Annotated in this window: 21 protein-coding genes and 2 pseudogenes; 14 read left to right on the top strand and 9 right to left on the bottom strand. The window is 38.1% G+C overall.

The features are described 5' to 3' along the window. The first annotated feature begins 49 nt into the window (after positions 1-49). Both GWP43_RS06550 and GWP43_RS06545 read left to right on the top strand, forming a co-directional pair. Positions 50-382, top strand: a complete 333-nt coding sequence (locus GWP43_RS06550) for a hypothetical protein (RefSeq protein ID WP_230978120.1) — start codon at positions 50-52, stop codon at positions 380-382. 110 nt (positions 383-492) lie between these two features. Next, the gene (locus tag GWP43_RS06545; protein ID WP_162663489.1) at positions 493-906 is read left to right on the top strand and encodes a HEAT repeat domain-containing protein; all 414 of its coding nucleotides are present in this window, start codon (positions 493-495) and stop codon (positions 904-906) included. 69 nt (positions 907-975) lie between these two features. Here GWP43_RS06545 and GWP43_RS06540 read toward each other — a convergent pair whose 3' ends face one another. The 6 genes and pseudogenes from GWP43_RS06540 to GWP43_RS06515 form a co-directional block, all read right to left on the bottom strand. Beyond that, complete coding sequence (locus tag GWP43_RS06540; RefSeq protein WP_162663488.1) at positions 976-2,001, bottom strand: hypothetical protein; 1,026 nt, start codon at positions 1,999-2,001, stop codon at positions 976-978. A gap of 81 nt (positions 2,002-2,082) precedes the next feature. After that, a complete protein-coding gene (locus tag GWP43_RS06535) occupies positions 2,083-3,147 on the bottom strand; it encodes an ankyrin repeat domain-containing protein (protein ID WP_162663487.1) in 1,065 nt (354 codons plus the stop codon). A gap of 48 nt (positions 3,148-3,195) precedes the next feature. Further along, positions 3,196-3,839 (bottom strand): annotated as a pseudogene (locus GWP43_RS06530) (hypothetical protein). A gap of 14 nt (positions 3,840-3,853) precedes the next feature. Then, positions 3,854-4,393: a hypothetical protein gene (locus tag GWP43_RS06525; protein ID WP_162663486.1), complete on the bottom strand. Its 540-nt coding sequence runs from the start codon at positions 4,391-4,393 to the stop codon at positions 3,854-3,856. Between the two features lie 144 nt (positions 4,394-4,537). Beyond that, positions 4,538-5,272 carry a LamG domain-containing protein gene (locus GWP43_RS06520; RefSeq protein WP_230978117.1) on the bottom strand — a complete coding sequence of 245 codons (735 nt, stop codon included), beginning with the start codon at positions 5,270-5,272 and terminating at the stop codon, positions 4,538-4,540. Positions 5,273-5,281: 9 nt separating this feature from the next. Continuing rightward, a complete protein-coding gene (locus GWP43_RS06515; RefSeq protein WP_162663485.1) occupies positions 5,282-5,851 on the bottom strand; it encodes a hypothetical protein in 570 nt (189 codons plus the stop codon). Positions 5,852-6,247: 396 nt separating this feature from the next. Here GWP43_RS06515 and GWP43_RS06510 point away from each other — a divergent pair, with 396 nt between their 5' ends. The 11 genes from GWP43_RS06510 to GWP43_RS06470 all read left to right on the top strand — a co-directional run bounded on the left by GWP43_RS06510 (position 6,248) and on the right by GWP43_RS06470 (position 11,664). Next, positions 6,248-6,886: a hypothetical protein gene (locus GWP43_RS06510; RefSeq protein ID WP_162663484.1), complete on the top strand. Its 639-nt coding sequence runs from the start codon at positions 6,248-6,250 to the stop codon at positions 6,884-6,886. 54 nt (positions 6,887-6,940) lie between these two features. Then, the gene (locus GWP43_RS06505; RefSeq protein WP_162663483.1) at positions 6,941-7,516 is read left to right on the top strand and encodes a hypothetical protein; all 576 of its coding nucleotides are present in this window, start codon (positions 6,941-6,943) and stop codon (positions 7,514-7,516) included. Positions 7,517-7,636: 120 nt separating this feature from the next. Beyond that, the gene (locus GWP43_RS14775) at positions 7,637-7,996 is read left to right on the top strand and encodes a DUF4304 domain-containing protein (RefSeq protein WP_230978116.1); all 360 of its coding nucleotides are present in this window, start codon (positions 7,637-7,639) and stop codon (positions 7,994-7,996) included. A 27-nt stretch (positions 7,997-8,023) separates the two neighbouring features. Further along, complete coding sequence (locus tag GWP43_RS14770; protein ID WP_230978115.1) at positions 8,024-8,305, top strand: hypothetical protein; 282 nt, start codon at positions 8,024-8,026, stop codon at positions 8,303-8,305. A 75-nt stretch (positions 8,306-8,380) separates the two neighbouring features. After that, positions 8,381-8,983 carry a hypothetical protein gene (locus GWP43_RS06495; protein ID WP_162663482.1) on the top strand — a complete coding sequence of 201 codons (603 nt, stop codon included), beginning with the start codon at positions 8,381-8,383 and terminating at the stop codon, positions 8,981-8,983. 28 nt (positions 8,984-9,011) lie between these two features. Continuing rightward, a complete protein-coding gene (locus tag GWP43_RS06490; protein WP_162663481.1) occupies positions 9,012-9,344 on the top strand; it encodes a hypothetical protein in 333 nt (110 codons plus the stop codon). 85 nt (positions 9,345-9,429) lie between these two features. After that, the gene (locus GWP43_RS06485; RefSeq protein ID WP_162663480.1) at positions 9,430-10,080 is read left to right on the top strand and encodes a DUF4304 domain-containing protein; all 651 of its coding nucleotides are present in this window, start codon (positions 9,430-9,432) and stop codon (positions 10,078-10,080) included. A gap of 36 nt (positions 10,081-10,116) precedes the next feature. After that, entirely contained in the window at positions 10,117-10,392 is a 276-nt protein-coding gene (locus GWP43_RS06480; protein ID WP_162663479.1) for an Imm17 family immunity protein, read from the top strand. Positions 10,393-10,576: 184 nt separating this feature from the next. Then, complete coding sequence (locus GWP43_RS15240) at positions 10,577-10,711, top strand: hypothetical protein (RefSeq protein ID WP_256478600.1); 135 nt, start codon at positions 10,577-10,579, stop codon at positions 10,709-10,711. Positions 10,712-10,743: 32 nt separating this feature from the next. Further along, the gene (locus tag GWP43_RS14225; RefSeq protein ID WP_203232451.1) at positions 10,744-11,325 is read left to right on the top strand and encodes a hypothetical protein; all 582 of its coding nucleotides are present in this window, start codon (positions 10,744-10,746) and stop codon (positions 11,323-11,325) included. A 9-nt stretch (positions 11,326-11,334) separates the two neighbouring features. Beyond that, on the top strand, positions 11,335-11,664 hold the full coding sequence (locus GWP43_RS06470; RefSeq protein ID WP_162663478.1) for a hypothetical protein: 330 nt from the start codon (positions 11,335-11,337) through the stop codon (positions 11,662-11,664). Positions 11,665-11,786: 122 nt separating this feature from the next. On the opposite strand, the gene GWP43_RS06465 is transcribed toward GWP43_RS06470, so the two are convergent. The 3 genes and pseudogenes from GWP43_RS06465 to GWP43_RS06455 form a co-directional block, all read right to left on the bottom strand. Continuing rightward, positions 11,787-13,631, bottom strand: a complete 1,845-nt coding sequence (locus tag GWP43_RS06465; RefSeq protein ID WP_162663477.1) for a methyl-accepting chemotaxis protein — start codon at positions 13,629-13,631, stop codon at positions 11,787-11,789. Between the two features lie 153 nt (positions 13,632-13,784). Then, positions 13,785-15,863: an elongation factor G gene (gene fusA, locus GWP43_RS06460; protein ID WP_162663476.1), complete on the bottom strand. Its 2,079-nt coding sequence runs from the start codon at positions 15,861-15,863 to the stop codon at positions 13,785-13,787. Positions 15,864-16,688: 825 nt separating this feature from the next. Next, a pseudogene (locus GWP43_RS06455) lies at positions 16,689-17,202 on the bottom strand (SAM-dependent methyltransferase). 152 nt (positions 17,203-17,354) lie between these two features. Between GWP43_RS06455 and GWP43_RS06450 the strand changes: the two are divergent. Then, positions 17,355-18,365, top strand: coding sequence for a polyprenyl synthetase family protein (locus GWP43_RS06450; protein WP_162663475.1), 1,011 nt, complete (start codon positions 17,355-17,357; stop codon positions 18,363-18,365). Positions 18,366-18,397 lie beyond the last annotated feature (32 nt).

The following is an 18,397-nucleotide window of genomic DNA, read 5'->3' as shown; positions in this document are numbered from 1 at the left end:
AAAGCAGTATTATAAAACCGAAATATAAATATATTTGGAGGAAAGAAAATTGAATAAAACATTATTTTTAGGAGCGGTGCTTATTGCAATGACAGGCGGCAGTGCCGGTGTAAATGCCGAAAATGCAGACATACTGCCTACCGGTAAGACGTATACGGTAAACGGCGTATCGTTTACGATGATCACCATTCCTGCCGTAACGGACGGTACCCTCGGATACGGAGAATACGACGTAAACCCTGCACATACGGTCAGCTTACCGACCTATCGGGGCGGCGGTATAGATACCGATATATATAACGCAGCGCTGCCGGTCAGGCTCTTTTATACTCCCGATTTTCATGCAGGTAGTCTCGGATTACGCTTGGCATGCAGACTATAATTTTTGTATCTTTCGAATCGCTTATCATACTGGAAGAAATGATATTGAGTTTGCAGAAACACTACCGCAAAAAAATTATAAAGAGAATCAACAATCGCATGAGGACACCTATGATCAATACCATACAAGAATACCTGCACTTAGCCGCAAACGATAACATTCAAGACAACAACAAAACCAGAACCGAAGAGCTGTCCCCCGCTGTCATCGGCGAAATATTGCACCATTACCCCGAAAAAAAAGCGTGGCTCGTTCACAACAAACATATTCCCGCCGAAGTCTTGCGTCTTTTATGTACAGACGAAAATGCGGACGTTCGCTTCACCGTTGCGATGAAAAACCAAAACGACCGGTATATTTTTGAAACACTGATGAACGACCCCGACTTTTCGATCCGCCTTGCAATCATCAGAAACAAAAAATTGCCCATCGATTTGTTGAAAAAAATGACGCATGACACAAATAAAACGATAGCCCAAGAAGCAATGAGAATCCTACGGCTAAGAGATACGGAGAGCTCTTAAAATAGAGCGGAGATTTCGCAAGATTCGATGTTTTGCGTCGGGGTTTTTATTTATAACGAATGAGTTTTCTTATTCATTCCAATCACGTGCTATTTCGGTTGAAATCTCAAAGTCGGTCATATCATTACTTTCATTAAAATGAATATAAGCAAAGTATTCATTCCAAAAGAGATGATCGCTTCCGGTTGACCATTTAATACCGTAGTGCAGCTGAGTTATGTCTCTCGTATTTCTTGGCGGTACTAACCACAGTTTTTTATCGAATGTTTTTTGCAATATTTCTTGTTGCAATGGAACGAGCAGCTCAACATCATCAAGACAATAACGAATTGAATTTGCTCTTGCATCGGAAATGCAGTATTCATCAAGTTTTAAATGAATGATTTTACAGTCTTCTAATACCGTATCCTTTTTTTTATGACCGTAAAGACCGATGCTCCCGATCACAAAGCCGTCTTTTACAAGAAGATAATGAGCATAAGGTATAGCAGTATTATTTCTTCGGAATCCTTTTTCAACGAGAATACTCCGATCAACGGGATATTTTTTAAAAGCACCACAAGAAAGCAGTTTTTTATAATCTCTGCCGGAAGGATTAGCCTGTTTTACATAAATATCGAATCCGTCCGCAACTATATCGGCAACAGTTGTATATGCCATCTTAATCTTTGTGTTGTTAATCGTAAAAACAGGAGCCTTCACCGGAACGCTGATTATGATATATACCAAAAACGTATAAAGTGAAAATATTGCGACAGCCACAAACACAAAAATACTTCTTCCGGTACGCTTTCGTGCATTAAAGAGAGCCATAACCGGAGGCAAAATAATATATGTTGCCAAATTAGAAAATCCTGAGCCTCCCTTTTTTATCACCTGTAAGGCAAATAATACCGCCCCAAGTATCGAAGATGCATATACTAAAAACTCACTGAGCGCCATTTTTGTAGTATCGGTCTGTTCGTTTACTGCTTCTTCCATCAATGATTTTCCACCGGAAATAGTTCGTTTCATATAAATATACATTCCGAAGATAACCGCTAAAAAAATAAGTCCTGAAACGGAAAGCAGTAAAATAAAAATTAATCGCCCCAATCTATCATCTCCTCATCTATATTATAGAAATATCTGTCTATGCATTTTATATTCATTAAGCTTTTTTCTCATTATCAGTTATTATTCAAAAATCCGGTTCATATACTTTGTCATATCTTCTATAAAATCATCAAAGGTTGCCAAATCGATGAGCTCCTCATGTTCCATATCATAGCTTGCAATCTTTTTTGTTTTCGGGTTCCACACAATATAAATGTGACTGTAATCTCCGAGAGAGCGGGAAAGTCTTAATAATTTTTGTCGGCCGAATTTAAATGGAATAGTATCAATCAGTTTAAAGAACTCAATATATCCAAAGTCGGAATCCGCTAAATCAAAGTGTAGGTTTTCACCGGTTAAAAATTCAATTATTCTCTTTGGCAATTTATACGGTTTTAATTCATCTAATTTATTTTGTGTTTGATGAAACTCGGAAGGCTCTAATGATTTAAAATATTCTGGCATTTCCTCATCGCCTTTTTCCAAGGCTATGCTATATGGACGCATTCCGTTTTTTTCGGCAATCGTAACGTCCGCTCCATGCTTTACTAAAAATGTACACATTTCCAAATCAACATATCTTGCAGCTACACACAATGGAGTCGGTTGATTGGAATATACCATATCGGACTTATTGTAATTAATATCTGCTCCGTGTTCAATTAGAAATTCCAGAGTTTTATAATTACGGTCAGAAACCGCGTGACGCAAGAGCTGTCCGCCGTATTTAGCTGCGGTATGCCCAAGTTCTTGTATAATCGAAAAATTGTCAAAGCGTTTACCATAGTACGCTTCTAAAAAAGCTTCCGAATCTACATTGTTTACTACATCTATCTTTGCATCATGGGAAACAAGAAACCTTATTACCTCTTCATTACAATATCTCACTGCGAGAAGAAAACTTGGATGCTCCTTTACATTAAGGTTTGCTCCTTTTTCCGTCAGCCATTTTATAGATTGAAATTTTTCCATTATCAATGCAAAATCCAAAGGAGAGAGTTCGGTGTATTTGCCGACTCTGATTGCTTTATTAAGCTTCCACCCGTTTAATAGATGTTCTTCCAATGCAGAAATATTTTCATTTAGTACATCGTTTAAAATTTGCGGTATAGATTCAAATCTTCCGATGTTTCCGATTGTTATCATAATTAAATCCTTGTTTACCTATTTCTCGAAGTGTTAAGCACCTCTCTTTTAATCTTTAAATAATTCATGTATTTTTTTCGGTACATTAAATTTATAAGTATCATCTTCATTATCACATTTTGTCAAATTATTATTTACGGCATTTTCATTCTTTTTGAACACAAAAGCATAACCATAATTCTTGCTTTCTCTTTCAGTTTTCTCTATTTTTTCCAAGCCTATAAGATCGAATTCATATTTTCCTTTGGGTATATCAAAACCTAAACGATAATTATACGGCTCCATAATTTCTTTCGGACCGGTTTTAATATATTCCGTGTGATCTGTAATATTTTTTTTTTGATATTTTCAAAATCATAGTCCAAATCATCGAAGCAGGAAAAACATATTTTATTTAAATCGCCCACTTCAAGATAAAATTTTTCAAACTTGCATATTTCTTTAAATCCTTTAGGTATGACAGTTTCTTCATTTATAGAGGCGAATATATGATATTCAAAAGAATTGATACGATAAAATGGGACAAGCTTGCCTTTTTCTACAAGCTCCAGAAAAAGCTCGAAGTTCTTTTGCAGATAGCTTAAAAGCTTCTTTGCCCTGCATTTTTTTGAAGCAAGATATTCCGTAAGCAAATCAATAGGAATAATAGCCATTCCGTAACCGTATGTTGTTAATTCTCCGATATACTGCATTATCATTTTCTCTGTTATTCCTTTTCTCCGATAAAATTAATTACATCCGACCAGCCGTCATCTTTTGCATCATAAGCCCAGCGTTTATCCGTCAAGGATTCAAGGTCGTCAATGCTTTTATGTAACGCCTCGGACATTTCTTTTCTCTTATCTGCAGGAATCGAATTTAAATATGTATCGCTTATTTTGAATCTGACATTTTGAAGAAAATTGACCGTATCTACATAGGTGCTCGAATATTCAAAAACCGTATTTTCAGGGAAACATTTTATCACGTTTTCAAAAGCTGTTTTCATATCGGATAATTTTAATGCTGCCAATGTGTCAGGAACATAACGGATAAGCTGCGGATAATTACAGATAAATTCCCACCAACCATCTCCCTTCCAATTTCCGATGATGTTAACGGCAATATGAAAAAGGAATAAATCCTCATCGGTTTGATTTTTAATTTCTTCTATTTCTCCAATTTTCCATAGTTTACTCGAAACTTCCACAAAGAAGCTTTCATTAAATTTTTTTTGATTTTTAATTAATTCTTTCAATGTAAGCATTTTATTTCTCCTTATATTAATTATACTAAATCAGTGCATACCGCATAAACTGTATTATCATTAAAAGCTATTGTGTACAAAGTATCATCAATTACAATCATTTGTTGATCTGCTGTAATTTGAAAATTATTAAAATCTATTTTTTTAAATTCCGTACCGTTTTTTTTTATTTAACAATATTGGCTTGTTTTTTATATCGGCAAGCAAGATGTAATCCTTATACTGTATAAAGTTTTCAGTTCCGCCTGTTTTATAACTATAAAGGAGACTGCCGTCATCTATATTCACGGCAAAAAACCTTCCTCCGTGCCCGGCGGTTCCAAAATATAACACACCATTTTCTTCTTTTACTTCAGTATAAAGATATGAACCTAATTTCAGCTTCCATATTATTTCTTTTGATTTACTATTTTTACATGCCATTATATATTGTGAAAACATATATATTTCAGATTCATCAAAGTAATATGTTTTACCGTCATTATATATTTTATCAATAGGTTCAGGTGATTTTCCGAGTTCAACGAGATTAGTATCGGATATTTCTATCAGCTTTGATATTGAAGAATCAAGACCTTTATACTTTCTAGTATTCAATAAGAATCTACCATCTTTTATATAACAAGCCGCATCTCTTTGATAGACAATTTCTTCTTGATGATATATAAGATGGCTCTTAGTATGCTCGGTAAAATCTTTAGAAAAAACATCGAGCAGGATATAAGTCCATATGCACTTTTCTGCACTATTTTTTTCTTTATCGGCATGATTGAAAGCACAGTGAACAACCGCTATTTTATCTTTTAGCGGATATATTCCGACTATACAATGACTTACAAAGGTCGTATTTTCCAATATTAACGGATATGCTTTTACCATGGTTTTTACCTAGCCCCTCTTATGCTGATATTCATAAATATCAAATCCCAATTTCTTTAAATTGCTCATTTGTTTTTGTTGATATTCTGCCGCGCCGATTCCTGTTAGAACGTCGCTGTAAATTTCACTTGCAGGCCAATCATCGTAATAATTATTGAGGAACTGAGGGATTTTTTCGTACATAGGTTGAATGATTGAAATAAAGCCCTGTTTAAGGCATTGAATATATGTTTTTTCATCAAGTATTTCAGTATGGCCGCATTTGTCAAATGAAGTTCGACGGTTGAGTGCCCCCTCAATGTCCCAAGGTGTAAATACAACTAAATGCAGAGGGCGGCTCCAGCGTTCAATATCCGTTTTATCGGGCGAAGGAAAAAGCTTTTTCCAAAAGCCTCGTTTTACTGCATAGCTACCGGTAGAAATATACAGGCGATATGGTGTATTTTCAAATGCTTCTTCGGATATTTTACCGGAAAGGGGGGCGAATACTCCGTATAAATCGCAATTTAAAAGGCGGGCATAATAGGATTTTTCGCCTGCATCTATTTCGTAAATTGCGCCAAGTTCGTATCGTGCCATTTCATACCTTCCTTAAAATGCAACAGTCGAACAAAATATCAATTTTGGAGACTGTTGCATTCGTGCGCAGAATGCGCACATATAATCCGCAAGTTTGCACAAAGCAAACTTGACGTGTTTTTCAGCCGCGCCATTTTAGCGGCTGAAAATAAACCTTCCTTAAAATGCAACAGTTAAAGAAACATCAGTTTCTAAAGTATTTGTTTCTTTTGCCATGTAAAAGCCCTTCACCAATTAAATATTGTTTATATTATATCATTTTTAATCGTTTTTTTCTATAATAAGAATAGCTGTTTTTACGCTTTTTAAAGGATAGAAAAATACCGTAAAATCGTGTATAATTTGATACATTAGAACCGGATATGGCTTATGTTCGGATTAGGAGAGAGGAAATAAATGACTACTAAAAAATTTGCTCAATATATGGAAAAACAATGCAAAGGAATAAATAATTTTTCACTGGAGGCTATTTTTGAAGAGTATATTGTACTTGTGTCGGGGAAACGAATCGGAGTGCTGTATCAGGAAAAGTTTTATGTCCTTTATGCACCAACTTTTGAAAAAACGGAGAATATACTGCCTTGTTTTAAAACGATAAATTTATTTAATTGGAAGTATTATCAATTCATTGAAGTTACAAATCTTGAAGATAAGGAGAACCTTGAAAAAATCATACATTATGTCTATCGTGAATTATATTTTCTAAAAGAAGTGGTCATTGATATAGGATTTTTATTTCAAAGTTATAGAGGCTATCCCGGAACCATTTATAAACTATATGAAGAAAATCTTACATTTCTTAATTTTGCCTATGAAAAAAAGCTGATAAAGGAAAATCCTGTAGACAGAGAAGGCCGAATGATAAAACTCTTATATACGAATCTCGATTTAACCGAAACCGGACAGAAAATTTTATATGACTTATATAATAAATGGCTGACCTATACGGATAAAAATGATGCCGATTCTTTAAAAAGAGCACGGAATATAAAACAATTAGAGAAGTATTACCAAAAACTGATGGAAGATTTATGATTGTTTCGCCTATCTTGATGATACAAGTAGATGCGGGGTATAGAAAGTAGATAGATGAACACGATAATGAATAACACAAATTTTAATATTCAAGAATTGGTAAATTTGAATTCTTATACCGATAGTAAAGGCTGGAAAGGATATTGCAGAAGAAATAAACCTTTCACTATTTTTCGTGCAAATAAAATAGTCAGGTATTTTATGCATTTTTTTAGAAAATATACAAATAATATAATCATAGTCTCTAATGTTTTCAAAGTAAAAGAATATAATCTAAATAACAGCAACATAAACAATTACATAAAATACATAGAAAAATATTTAATTGATTTTGGATATATAAGAACAATTAGTGCTTCTATTTATGATAATGATAATTGCTTATCTTTAGGATTCAAAAAATTTCTCACTACGGATTATGATATTATATCTATGTTCTCTTTATTAATGATGATGGATGAAGGAATTGACGGGCATTGTTTTTTTGGTTTTGATGAATTAGGATTTATTGCTTATCCTCATGATGATACAGGTTTTGGATTTATACGCATCAAAAATACGAAAGTTCACTATGAGGATATATTTCTAAAAAATATATCTCAATTTTCAGATTTTACGAGCGTTTGGTGATTATTCTAATTAAAACCGGTAATGTTTTAGATATGTTGTTGTATAGCACGGACGAACCATGAGTATGATAAAGTTTAAAAGTATCGGTACATATATTGAACGATACAGAGGGTGTATTTTATGAGTGAAAAACCGAGGGCATTGTTTTTAAAGGGCTGCAACGAGATAGCGGAGGTCTTAATTCCGCATGGATTTAAAGCGGTCCAAAAAGGACAAACCGTTTCAAAAAAACCGAATAAGGATATTACGTTGCAGCTGTATTTTCAATCCTCACACTATAATGATGAAAATTCCGTTACCATCATTCCGCATATCACTGTGTATTCAAAAGCCGTAAAAATATTTGATATTAAAGCCTATAAAAACGAATATTGCACCGGAATAGTTTGGGGAAAACAGCTTTGCTATATCCTCGGCCCTGAATATAAAACATGGGATCTTGCAAAAACCAATTATGCACGGACAGTTTCTGAAATATAAAAAAACCTTACCGATACGGTACTTCCGTTGTTCGATGTCTTTTGTAAATCGCCGGACGAAATTATCGAATACGGCATCAAGCAGGACTTTGATATTTCATTATCATATTTTCTTGTATTCGGAGGAAAAGAAACGGCAGAGCGAGTATTCCAAACGAAGATAAACCAAAGCCGGTACAAATGGCAATATATGAAATTATATAATACCTTATTGAATATGAATGAAAATGAAATCGATCCTAAATACAATGAATTTGTCGGAGCCGGGGAATTTAAAATGGCGTATTTGCAGGGATTACGATTGAAGTGATATCCGATAATTGAATATAAGGGATAAATTAACAAAAGAATTTGGAATAGATAAATATAAACTGAAGTGTAAAAAATGAAAATATATAATATAACGAGCTATGCGGGAAAAGATAGTTTTGCCATTCTTCGACCAAGTAATAAACAAAACATTAAAGAAGTTGATGTTTTGGATGTTTGGTGGGATGATTGGTGTAGCGGTGGAGATAAAATTGGTGATTTTGTTTTTTGCTATGCGATAAATGTCTGTAAGGACTCGATTTTTAAATTGTTAAAAGAAAATTTCAAAGAGCTGAAAAGTGTGGAATTGAGATACAATAAAACAGATAAAGAGTTAAACGCAAAAGAAATCAGACGTTTAAAATGGCTACCCAAGGAAGCTATTCCCTTAACCGCTTTTTTTAGTCCGATAAGTTTCGACTGTCTTCCTCAAAGTACGATAATAAGGAGTGAACGGGGGATAGAAGAAATAATAGGAGTTGCAGATTTAAGAGGCGATGTCATTATTCCAAGAGAGCAAGGAAAAGGATTGTTTTTTAGTTCTGATGTAATCGGCGACTTTGACTTCTTTACCCTTACAAACTCTGGTTTTTTATTGTGTACAGAACGAGTAAAAGAGTTTTGTAAAAACAACAATTATGAAAATGTTGTATTCTTAGAAATAGGTGAAATTATATAATTCACACGCGTTTCAATCGAGGCGTTTTTTGTTTTCTTTTTTAGCCTTTGGTGGAACATTGGCGGGTGGAAACCCAACATTGTATGGGCATGTCAAAAATCAAAATGCTTGGGTAGATGTGTTTGATTTGGATTGTAGTCAAGAAATTTTGAGGAATATAGGTTATCTTCAAGGTAGAAAAAAAGAAGAAATACAAAAACAATATTATCTTAATAGTGAGAATAAATATGAAAAATCAGTTCTCCAAAATGAAAAGACGGAACAAGAAGAGGAATTAAGAGAAGCATACATTCGGTTTGTGTCTAAACAGAAAAACGGATTTTTTGATGAAGACTTATATAATATAGTTAATAGGGGTTAAAAGTGTTCCCAAATTATTTAGACGGTTCAAAGATTAAATACTATACAAAAAAAAGATGACGAAAATGAGTTTTTAGGAGGAAGTTATGAAACCAAGAGAACTTTGCGAAAAAGCATGGCAAGAAATAGCACGCAATTTCCCTGACTTTAAAGTGTTAGGTAAAGGAAAGACTTTACGAAAAATTGCAAATAACAAAGACATTATCTTTGAAATATATTTTCAAGCTAATAAATACAATTGTGAATCTAATGTTGAGTTTATCCCGCATATCAACATTTATTCAAAGGCTATGAAAAAAGCAGGAAAAACCGGTGAGGGAATTATTTACGGCGGAGAGCTTAGTTCTTTAGCCGGAAGAAAAACGGGTGCTTGGTGGCAGTTGGCCGGAGCAAGCTATAAAGATACCGTAACGCAAATTACGGGATTATTACATAAACACATTATGCCTTTATTTGCAGACTTTGAAGATACAAATAAAAATATCGAAAGAATTTTAAACGGCTCATTAAAAGGGTATGCTTTGCTCTACTATATCTACTATTTTGGCGGTAAAGAGCCGGCTGAAAGATACTTTAATAAAGTTATCAAAGAAAATAAGTTAAAGAAAAAATATATTTCGTTTTATAACTCATTAAAAGAAATTCCAAAAGAAAACATCGATTTGCATTTTGAAGACTTTTACGGTGCAAGTTTAATCAAATTTGCATATTTACATGGTTTAGAAATTATTCAATAATCTTTAGAAAAATGGGACAAGAGGAGGTGGTAAACTATGGACGAGCGTATTGAGCAATGGATAAAAAATAATCCTGCTATTTTCGGAAAAATAATAGCGGTTGTGGTTTTTGTTTTCGGAGTTTGCCTCATTATAGGCGCCATCAGAGATTGGGATTGGCTGTATGCGCCGGACGCTCACTATCAAAGTAAATGGGGAATGGGACAGATAAGTCGTTATTTTGGCCGTCCTGTTGCCCGCATAATAGGTTTTGTAGGCGGTATTTTCTTTGCTATTGTCGGAGGTATTTTTATTTATGGTGTGTTTAAATAAAAATGAAAAAAGCGTCGCTAAAAGAAGGGCATAAACAAATGGTATGATGAATGGAATTAAGGGAAACATACATTCGGTTTGTGTCTAAACAGAAAAACGGATTTTTTGATGAAGACTTATTAATATATTCTTTGAAAAATTAAATGAAAGATTTAAGCAATGGAAGAAAAATGGAGCTGTACCGATGAGAGCATTTGAAATTTGTATCGACTGCATATATGTACTTTCAAAAACTGCTCAAAAGCTTTCAGAAAAAGACTTGGAGAAATCAAAGACTGTAAAAGACGAAATGTATGGTCTTTTAATGGGATTTGAATAGACAACACATAATATAGTTAATAGGGGTAAAAAGTGTTCCCAAATTATTTAGACGGTGCAAAGGTTAAATACTATACAAAAAAAGATGATTTTGGTACCGTCGACTGCAATGACGGAAAGAAAACTCTCGATATAAAACATCTTGCAATTTGCAGTTATGCAAATGAGCAAGGTTTTTATTTGTTTTTCTGTGATGAAAAATTCAACACAGTTAGTGATTATTTTTTTGACACGGTAGAAGAATGTAAAATAATAGCGGAAAACTCAAAAGAAAATATTGTGTGGATTGAAAAAACAAACAGTGCGGCTGAATTTACTTTTGAAGAGATTAAAACCTTATTATTAAAAAGCATAGATGAGTACCACTGCGAAGCCGAATTACACATATTTTTTGCAGATAACCCCGAAGAGTATATGATTATTATCTACAAAGACCATTGCTCCTTTCAGAGATGCGGCAGTAATGATAAAAAATCAAGCGGAGAATATAATTACAAGTCATTAGATGAATTATATACAGCGGCACAAGTCGATGATATCATCTTAAAAAGAGATTGGGATAAAATTACCGCATTTAACTGTGAAGATTTTGAAATATTAGGATTTTGGAAATAAGTTTTTAGTATGAAAAAAACCACACGCACAAGACATACGATAGGGACAGGACTCAAGATTACGGGACTGATTATCTACATTTTTTCGATTGTGGTTATGTCTTTTTTGGAAATACCAATCACAAAAATATTGGGAGTACCGGACGGTGTATTGGATCTGCAAATGGTCAGCTTCGGTATCGGGTGTATGATATGGGGACTCGGAGTTCTTGTAGATCCCGAAACCCGAGTGAGTCGTGTCAATGAAGAGGCCGGCAGAGGGCTCGCCGTACTACTCGGAATCTGCCTTATCCTATTCGGTATTTTTATAATCGTACTGTTTGTCTTTTTTTTGCGATAAACGTATCGGCAAACAGTCTCTTCCGTTAATTTGACTGCTTTTATACTAATGAAGCGGGGAGCTTCTCAAGCACATTTTCCATTATGCGTGTGCAATAGAAACTCCCTATGTATCTTTTAAAATTACAGCGAAAGCTGATTTAGATACTTCATGACATTCTGCGCAGCTTTTCGATTCCGCGCACTGCTATCGCTTACCTCATCGATAACTTTTCTAATCTGTTCCGTGTCACCGCTTACACTGCTGATCGTGTTATCAATATTTTGAGTAATTTCTACCAACCTTGCCATCTCTTTACCGACTTCCGTATTACCCGAGCGTATTTGTAAGGAGCTCTCCTTAACCCGCGCCGTTATAGCATTGACTTCTTTAACGGATTCAAGCACTTGCGTATTACCGTCATTTTGTTTCGTTACCGATTCCATAATGGTATTACTGCCGCTATTAACCGTCGAGAGCTGCCGCATAATTTCTGCAAACTGAATAGCAGTTTCTTCCGCAACCGAATTCAATGCTTCAATTTTTTCCTTCAGTGTTTTTAACACCGCAGTAATAGTCTTCCCTTGCGTACTTGATTCCTCGGCAAGTTTCCTGATTTCGTCGGCGACAACTGCAAACCCCTTACCAACATCCCCCGCATGAGCAGCCTCGATAGCAGCATTCATTGCAAGTAAATTGGTTTGGCTTGCAATATGCTGAATGACGTTACTTGCTTCCAGTAATCCTTCGGATTGATCGCTAATATTTTTCACAATTGTATGGGCGTTCGAGACCGCTGCATTACCGGCATCGGCTGCGCTATTTAAATGCTTAATCGAATCGACGGTATTTTCTATCGTATGGGTAACCGATTGAATATCGAAAACCATTCGTTCAATAACAAAAACCACTTGACCGATGGAAGTTGATTGTGTTTCAATACTGTTATCAAGATCTTCGATATTTTCTATCGCTTGCTGCAAGTTTTCCTGCATCTCTAAAACGCCGCTCGACTGCTCTTTGATACGCTCCCGCACAAAAGATACGCTTTCACCGATTTTCTCGGCGGCTTTAGAGGTTATCTTCATGTTAGAAGAAAGCGCTTCCGCTGTGTGGGTTGAAACGGCAACACTTTCATTCAGCTCGTTTAAGAAAGTCTTATTAAATGAGAGCAATCTATTAAAGTCCAATAGTAAAAGAGATATTTCATCCCGTGTCCATGCCGTAAGCATCTCTTGTCGGTAATCTCCGTTTGCCAATTTCCTAACAATTTGTTGAATCAGCGATATTCTTCTTCCAAATGAGCGTATAATTGTTAGCAAATTAAATACTGAAAAAAATAAGCCATATATAAAAAGAGGTAAAGCTGCGGTAATCAACTTAACATGGGTATCATGTTGTTGATATCGTACAAGTGGTGAAAGGACGAGTAGAACGATTGCTACAATACATGCGATGCTTACGAATACTACTCGTTTCAACATAGAGAGCGTAAGGCTTTCCTCATCGACCGGTACGAATAGAACCCATTTTTCAAAACTCCTTACCGTATATGCGCAGAATAAACCACCGATTAATAAGATATTACCGATTGTGCTGAACATCGCGGATAAAAAGATTCCAGTGCTTTGCAGCAAACCCATTTCAAGCGAAATAAAGAACGGAACAGTAATCGCTATAAGAACCGGAAATATCAGTAATAATTGTTCATAGAGTGTAATGCATTTTTTTGCCTTATGAGGATTTTCCTTCCAATTAATGATCGACGGAAATAATAGGTGTTGTTTTATAACAGGATTGATGAACGCAAGAATTAAACCGATAATGAAAGCTTTTGTCCTGATAACACCGTTTAAACTACCGGTACTGCCGATAAAAGGTGAAGTAATAAAATTAGCTGCTATCCATCCGAGATTAGTACATAAATCGAGAATAAGAATTTGTTTAGGGGGATCTTGATACTCCGGACTTGCTGTTGTTTCTGCCATAATATTCTCCTTTCTGTGTATATGTGCCAACTTTTTTATATGGTGGAAACGGGGATGTCCCAAAAGTTTCTATCTTTCAGAACATCCTCAACAAACTTAAAATTAAGTTTTTATATATCAATGACTTAATTTTAAGTATTACAGCTAGAAATATTACTCCTCTTGTTCTTCGATAAATGCCTTGGCAGCGGCAACTACTTCATCGGCAATTTTACCGGATATCGGGTCGTAATGATCAAACGACATTTCGAAAGAGCCGGTACCGCTGGTCATCGACCGTAAATCGATAGCGTAACGGAGCAGTTCTTTATGCGGTACCTGTGCACGGATTTCTTCAATACCGTTTGCAAGTTGAGACTGTCCGAGAATGCGTCCGCGGCGTGAAGATAGATCACTCATAATATCGCCGAGGTAGGCCGTTTCCACATAGACCGTCAAATTCATAATCGGTTCCAGAAGGATGGGACCTGCATTGCGCATTGCATTTTTAAATGCGTTTCGGGCGGCGATCTTAAAGGCCATTTCCGATGAATCTACCGGATGCTCTTTACCGTCTAACACTGTCGTACCGACATCGACAACGGGATAGCCCGCCATGACGCCGTTTTCCATTGCTTCTTTTACACCCTTTTCAACACCGGGAATGTAGCCCTTGGAAATCGCACCGCCGAATACCGCATTGGTAAAGCTGTACTTTGCGCCGCGCTCCAACGGTTCAATTGCCAAGACGACCCGTCCGAACTGTCCGTGTCCGCCCGACTGTTTTTTATGCGTATATTCCGCCTGTGCTTTTTGCCGGATGGTTTCACGATAGGCAATGCGGGGGATGGAGGTTTGTACTTCAATCTTTGTCTGTTTTTTGATGCGGTCAAGCACAATGGAGGTATGCAAGTCTCCCATGCCGGAAAATACATTCTGCTTTGTTTCAGGGTTGTAGACAAAAGAGAGCGTCATGTCTTCCTCGCAGGCGCGGAGTAACTGCTCGCCGAGTTTGTCGTCATTTTTCTTATCGACGGCTGCAACTGCAATTGAATAGATAGGATCGGGATTGCGCAGTTTTACAAACGGCGGGCAATCTTGAGAGGCGGCAAGGGTATCGTTGGTTTTTGCTGCCGCGAGTTTAACCGCAACGCCGACATCTCCGGCTACAAGTTCTTTTACTTCGGTCAGTTTCTTTCCAACAGCGCGATATAACTTACCGACTCGCTCTTTCTTTTGTTCGTTAATGTTATATACTTCTGCATCCGACACGAGCGTGCCGGTAATAACTTTGATGTACGAAAGCCGCCCTGAAAACTGGTCGTTTGCAGTTTTAACGATAAAGCCGGAGAATGCGGGCTCCGGATCGATTTTGACGGTACACTCCTCTTCGCCTTTTACCGCACGTTCCAAACAACCGGCCGGAGAGGGTAAAATCTCCGTGATAAAGCGTAAAAGCGCTGTTAAACCGAGTCCCATTTGTGCGGCTCCGGCAAAAATCGGCACAATTCTATTGTTCTTCATCGCGAGCGTGAGCCCCTTCGCAATTTCGTCACTGCTGAGTTCACCTTCGTCGATAAATTTTACCAATAAATCTTCGTCGCCTTCCGCTGCAGCTCCTGCAAGTACCTCGCGCATTTCTTCGTATCGCTTTTTTTCCGAATCGGGAATAGGTATTTCCTTTTCTTTACCGTTTGAATCTGTTTGATAAGCAACACCGTGCAGGACATCGACGATCCCTGCAAGATCGTTACCTTTTCCGATCGGAAAGGTAACGGCAAATACATCAGCGTTGAATTGGGTTTTGACATCCTGCATCGCATGATTAAAGTCGGCGCGGTCTTCGTCCATCTTATTGACAAAAACCAAGCGGGGTTTATTTCGGCGGTCAAGGTCTCGCCAGTATTTGATGGTTTCAATCTGCACTCCCGATTTTGCATCGAGTACCATTAAACCCGTTTCTGCCGACCGGAAAGCCGCGATAACTTCGCCCATAAAGTCCGAAGAGCCGGGAGTATCCCAGAAATTGATCACCGTATCATTCCAATTTGTTGATACCAGCGCCGAATATATCGAAATTTTTCGCTCTATTTCTTCGGGGGTGTAGTCGCTAACCGTTTTACCGCCTGCAACCGGCTCCGCCCGTGCAATTGTACCCGTTACTGCCGCAAGATTTTCAATAAGTGTTGTTTTGCCGGACTGCCCGTGCCCTGCAATCGCAATCGTTCTTATGTTCTCTGTTCCAATTCCCATCACGAAGCTCCTCATAAGATGTTAAAAAGTATTCTATATTATATATTGTAAGGGCTAGTTGTAGGTATTGTCAAGGAAATAATCGAGAACTTCAAAGTTAAACGCATCAGATACCTTTTGAAATAGCCGGTACATCTACTTCGTTGCCTTGCCAAAAGTGTACATCCTTGTACACTTTTGGCAGCGAGTTTCAGCATCGCTGAAACATCGCTTCTGATATAACCAGCGGCATCCGTGCCGCTACTGAAAAATCCTCAACGTGTCAGAACTGCCAAGGATGGCAGTGGTTTCGAGCGGAATCTAGTTCGCAATGCGAACTAGCAGACAAAGAATGAACACGGACGTTTATTCTTTGTCGTGCCTGCGGTTAATTTGTGCTCGCGCCTCGTATCTATACCGTCTATTTCAAAAGGCCAATGAAGAGTTTGTTTTTAAAAAACCTCGTGATTTTGCGATTCTTATCTATTTATCTGATGCGTTTACCCATCTGCCAAAAAAAGATGTACGAAATTTTATTTCCTTAAAATGCAACAGTTGAACAAAATATGAATTTTGGAAACTGTTGCATTCGTGCGCGAAAAGCGCACACATCAATGCGCAAGTTTTCGAAAGAAAACTTGACGGTTAATACATCCGCCACGGACGGCGGTGGTTAGAGCAGAAGCGATATTTTGGCTTTGCCAAAATTCGTCATCAACTGATGGACAGGGATGTTCATCAGTTGATGAAGGCATCATTGTAGACGCTCACCTTATACCTATGAAATTTCGTACAGGAGGAAGACAACCGCTTAAAATACTTGTACTGCGGTTGTCCTACGAGAACTTACCCACGGTTTTTAAAGTCTAGGCCGAGCAGGTAGGTTTCGAAGCTGCTGCTACGGCATGCTTCCGGTTTAAAAGCTCGGGCGGTTTTAAATAGCTTCCGCATCTGCTGTAGGTACTGCTGTTCGCTGCCGCCTTGAAAGATTTTAACAACAAAGCTGCCGTGAGCTTCAAGCTGCGTTTCGGCATAGTAAAGCGCCATATCGACAAGGGCGGCGGAGCGGGCGGTATCGACGATTTTATTACCGGTGGTGGCGGGCGCCGCGTCGCAGATAACGGAACGGTAGGGGCCGCAGTTTTTTACAGCAGCAGCCATGGCCGCCGCTGTCAGATCTCCTTGGAAAAACGAAAGCCGCGGATCCTGTATCGATTCCGAAAGCGGCTGCAAATCCACTGCACATACGCGCCCTTCCGGAGAAAGAAACCGCAGTAAAAAATGTTGTCCAGCTCCCCGGCGCGGCACCGAGGTCAAGCACGCTGTCATTTTTCCCAAACAGGTTAAATTTCTTTTGCATTTCTTCTAATTTATAGACCGACCGCGCAGGATAGCCTTCCGAAAAAGCCTTCCGCGACCAATAGTCCGGTTCTCGATACTGATTTCCCATCTGTTCCTTTGCACTTTGCTAGAGTAGTTCTCTATCAATAAAATATGAGGTATAATAGTAGTATGAATGATGAATTTAAGCAACGGCTTGAAAAGATTGAAGGCGCACTGCGAACTGCATTTTTACCCGATGTACCGGAGTCCGCTGCGGGACAAAATCCTATTGCACTTTTATCCGCTCCGTGCGCCTCGTTGGTGTCCGGCGGCGGGAAACGCTGGAGACCGCTGCTTGCGGTTCTTGCCTATCAGCTTGCAGGGGGCAGCGGTGATGACATTTACACGCTTGCGCCGCTTATCGAAGGAATCCATACGGCAAGCCTTATTCATGATGATATAGAAGACAATTCCGAACTGCGCCGCGGAAAACCTGCCGCTCACGTGGCCTACGGGCTCGATTCGGCACTCAATTCGGGCAGCTGGCTTTACTTTCGGGCATTGCAATCGATTGAAGGCTATCATGCCCCTGCCGACATAAAGCTCGATTTATATACTGCGGCGCTCACACATATCCGTGCTTTGCACGAAGGACAGGCACTCGATATCCACTGGCATCGGACGGCGGGGTTTTTCCCTTCACGGCAGGATTATGAGCGGATGATCCGCTTAAAGACCGGAGCGCTCGCTGCGCTTGCCGCCTATACCGGTATGCGCGCTGCAGGAAAAGAACATGAAGAAAGCAACGTTTTTGCAGCGCTGTTTGCAGAAGCCGGCGTCGGCTTTCAAATACTCGATGATGTAAAAAATATCAGCACGGGAAATGCCGGAAAAAAACGGGGCGACGATATTGTGGAAGGGAAGAAGAGTATGCCTGTAATCCTGCATATCGAAAAACATCCCGAAGATGCTGCAGCTCTTACCGCTTATTTTGAACAGGCGCGGCGAGAAGGTATCGATTCTCCTGCGATAGAAAAAGCGATAGCACTGCTGAGCTCAAGCGATTCGATTGCCGATGCGGAAGCGCAGGGAAAGAAAACCATCGATTTAGCGCTGGAACAGCTTGCTGCCCGATACGGCAATGCGGCAAAAGAGAAGTTTAAAAGACTCTTTAATCTGATGCAAGGTAAAAATTTATAGGCATTGGAATTTTTTCTATTTCCGGAATTTTA

Source organism: Treponema vincentii (assembly GCF_010365865.1).
Classification (GTDB): Bacteria; Spirochaetota; Spirochaetia; order Treponematales; family Treponemataceae; genus Treponema.
The sequence above is the reverse complement of the archived record's forward strand: the minus strand, read 5'-3'. Positions and strand labels throughout refer to the sequence as shown.

Coding starts and splice junctions, on each gene's coding strand:
- GWP43_RS06545 (WP_162663489.1), top strand. CDS start 493: ATGATCAATACCATACAAGAATACCTGCACTTAGCCGCAAACGATAAC.
- GWP43_RS06535 (WP_162663487.1), bottom strand. CDS start 3,147: ATGATAACAATCGGAAACATCGGAAGATTTGAATCTATACCGCAAATT.
- GWP43_RS06525 (WP_162663486.1), bottom strand. CDS start 4,393: ATGCTTACATTGAAAGAATTAATTAAAAATCAAAAAAAATTTAATGAA.
- GWP43_RS06520 (WP_230978117.1), bottom strand. CDS start 5,272: ATGGTAAAAGCATATCCGTTAATATTGGAAAATACGACCTTTGTAAGT.
- GWP43_RS06515 (WP_162663485.1), bottom strand. CDS start 5,851: ATGGCACGATACGAACTTGGCGCAATTTACGAAATAGATGCAGGCGAA.
- GWP43_RS06510 (WP_162663484.1), top strand. CDS start 6,248: ATGACTACTAAAAAATTTGCTCAATATATGGAAAAACAATGCAAAGGA.
- GWP43_RS06505 (WP_162663483.1), top strand. CDS start 6,941: ATGAACACGATAATGAATAACACAAATTTTAATATTCAAGAATTGGTA.
- GWP43_RS14775 (WP_230978116.1), top strand. CDS start 7,637: ATGAGTGAAAAACCGAGGGCATTGTTTTTAAAGGGCTGCAACGAGATA.
- GWP43_RS06495 (WP_162663482.1), top strand. CDS start 8,381: ATGAAAATATATAATATAACGAGCTATGCGGGAAAAGATAGTTTTGCC.
- GWP43_RS06485 (WP_162663480.1), top strand. CDS start 9,430: ATGAAACCAAGAGAACTTTGCGAAAAAGCATGGCAAGAAATAGCACGC.
- GWP43_RS06480 (WP_162663479.1), top strand. CDS start 10,117: ATGGACGAGCGTATTGAGCAATGGATAAAAAATAATCCTGCTATTTTC.
- GWP43_RS15240 (WP_256478600.1), top strand. CDS start 10,577: ATGAGAGCATTTGAAATTTGTATCGACTGCATATATGTACTTTCAAAA.
- GWP43_RS06470 (WP_162663478.1), top strand. CDS start 11,335: ATGAAAAAAACCACACGCACAAGACATACGATAGGGACAGGACTCAAG.
- GWP43_RS06465 (WP_162663477.1), bottom strand. CDS start 13,631: ATGGCAGAAACAACAGCAAGTCCGGAGTATCAAGATCCCCCTAAACAA.
- fusA (WP_162663476.1), bottom strand. CDS start 15,863: ATGGGAATTGGAACAGAGAACATAAGAACGATTGCGATTGCAGGGCAC.
- GWP43_RS06450 (WP_162663475.1), top strand. CDS start 17,355: ATGAATGATGAATTTAAGCAACGGCTTGAAAAGATTGAAGGCGCACTG.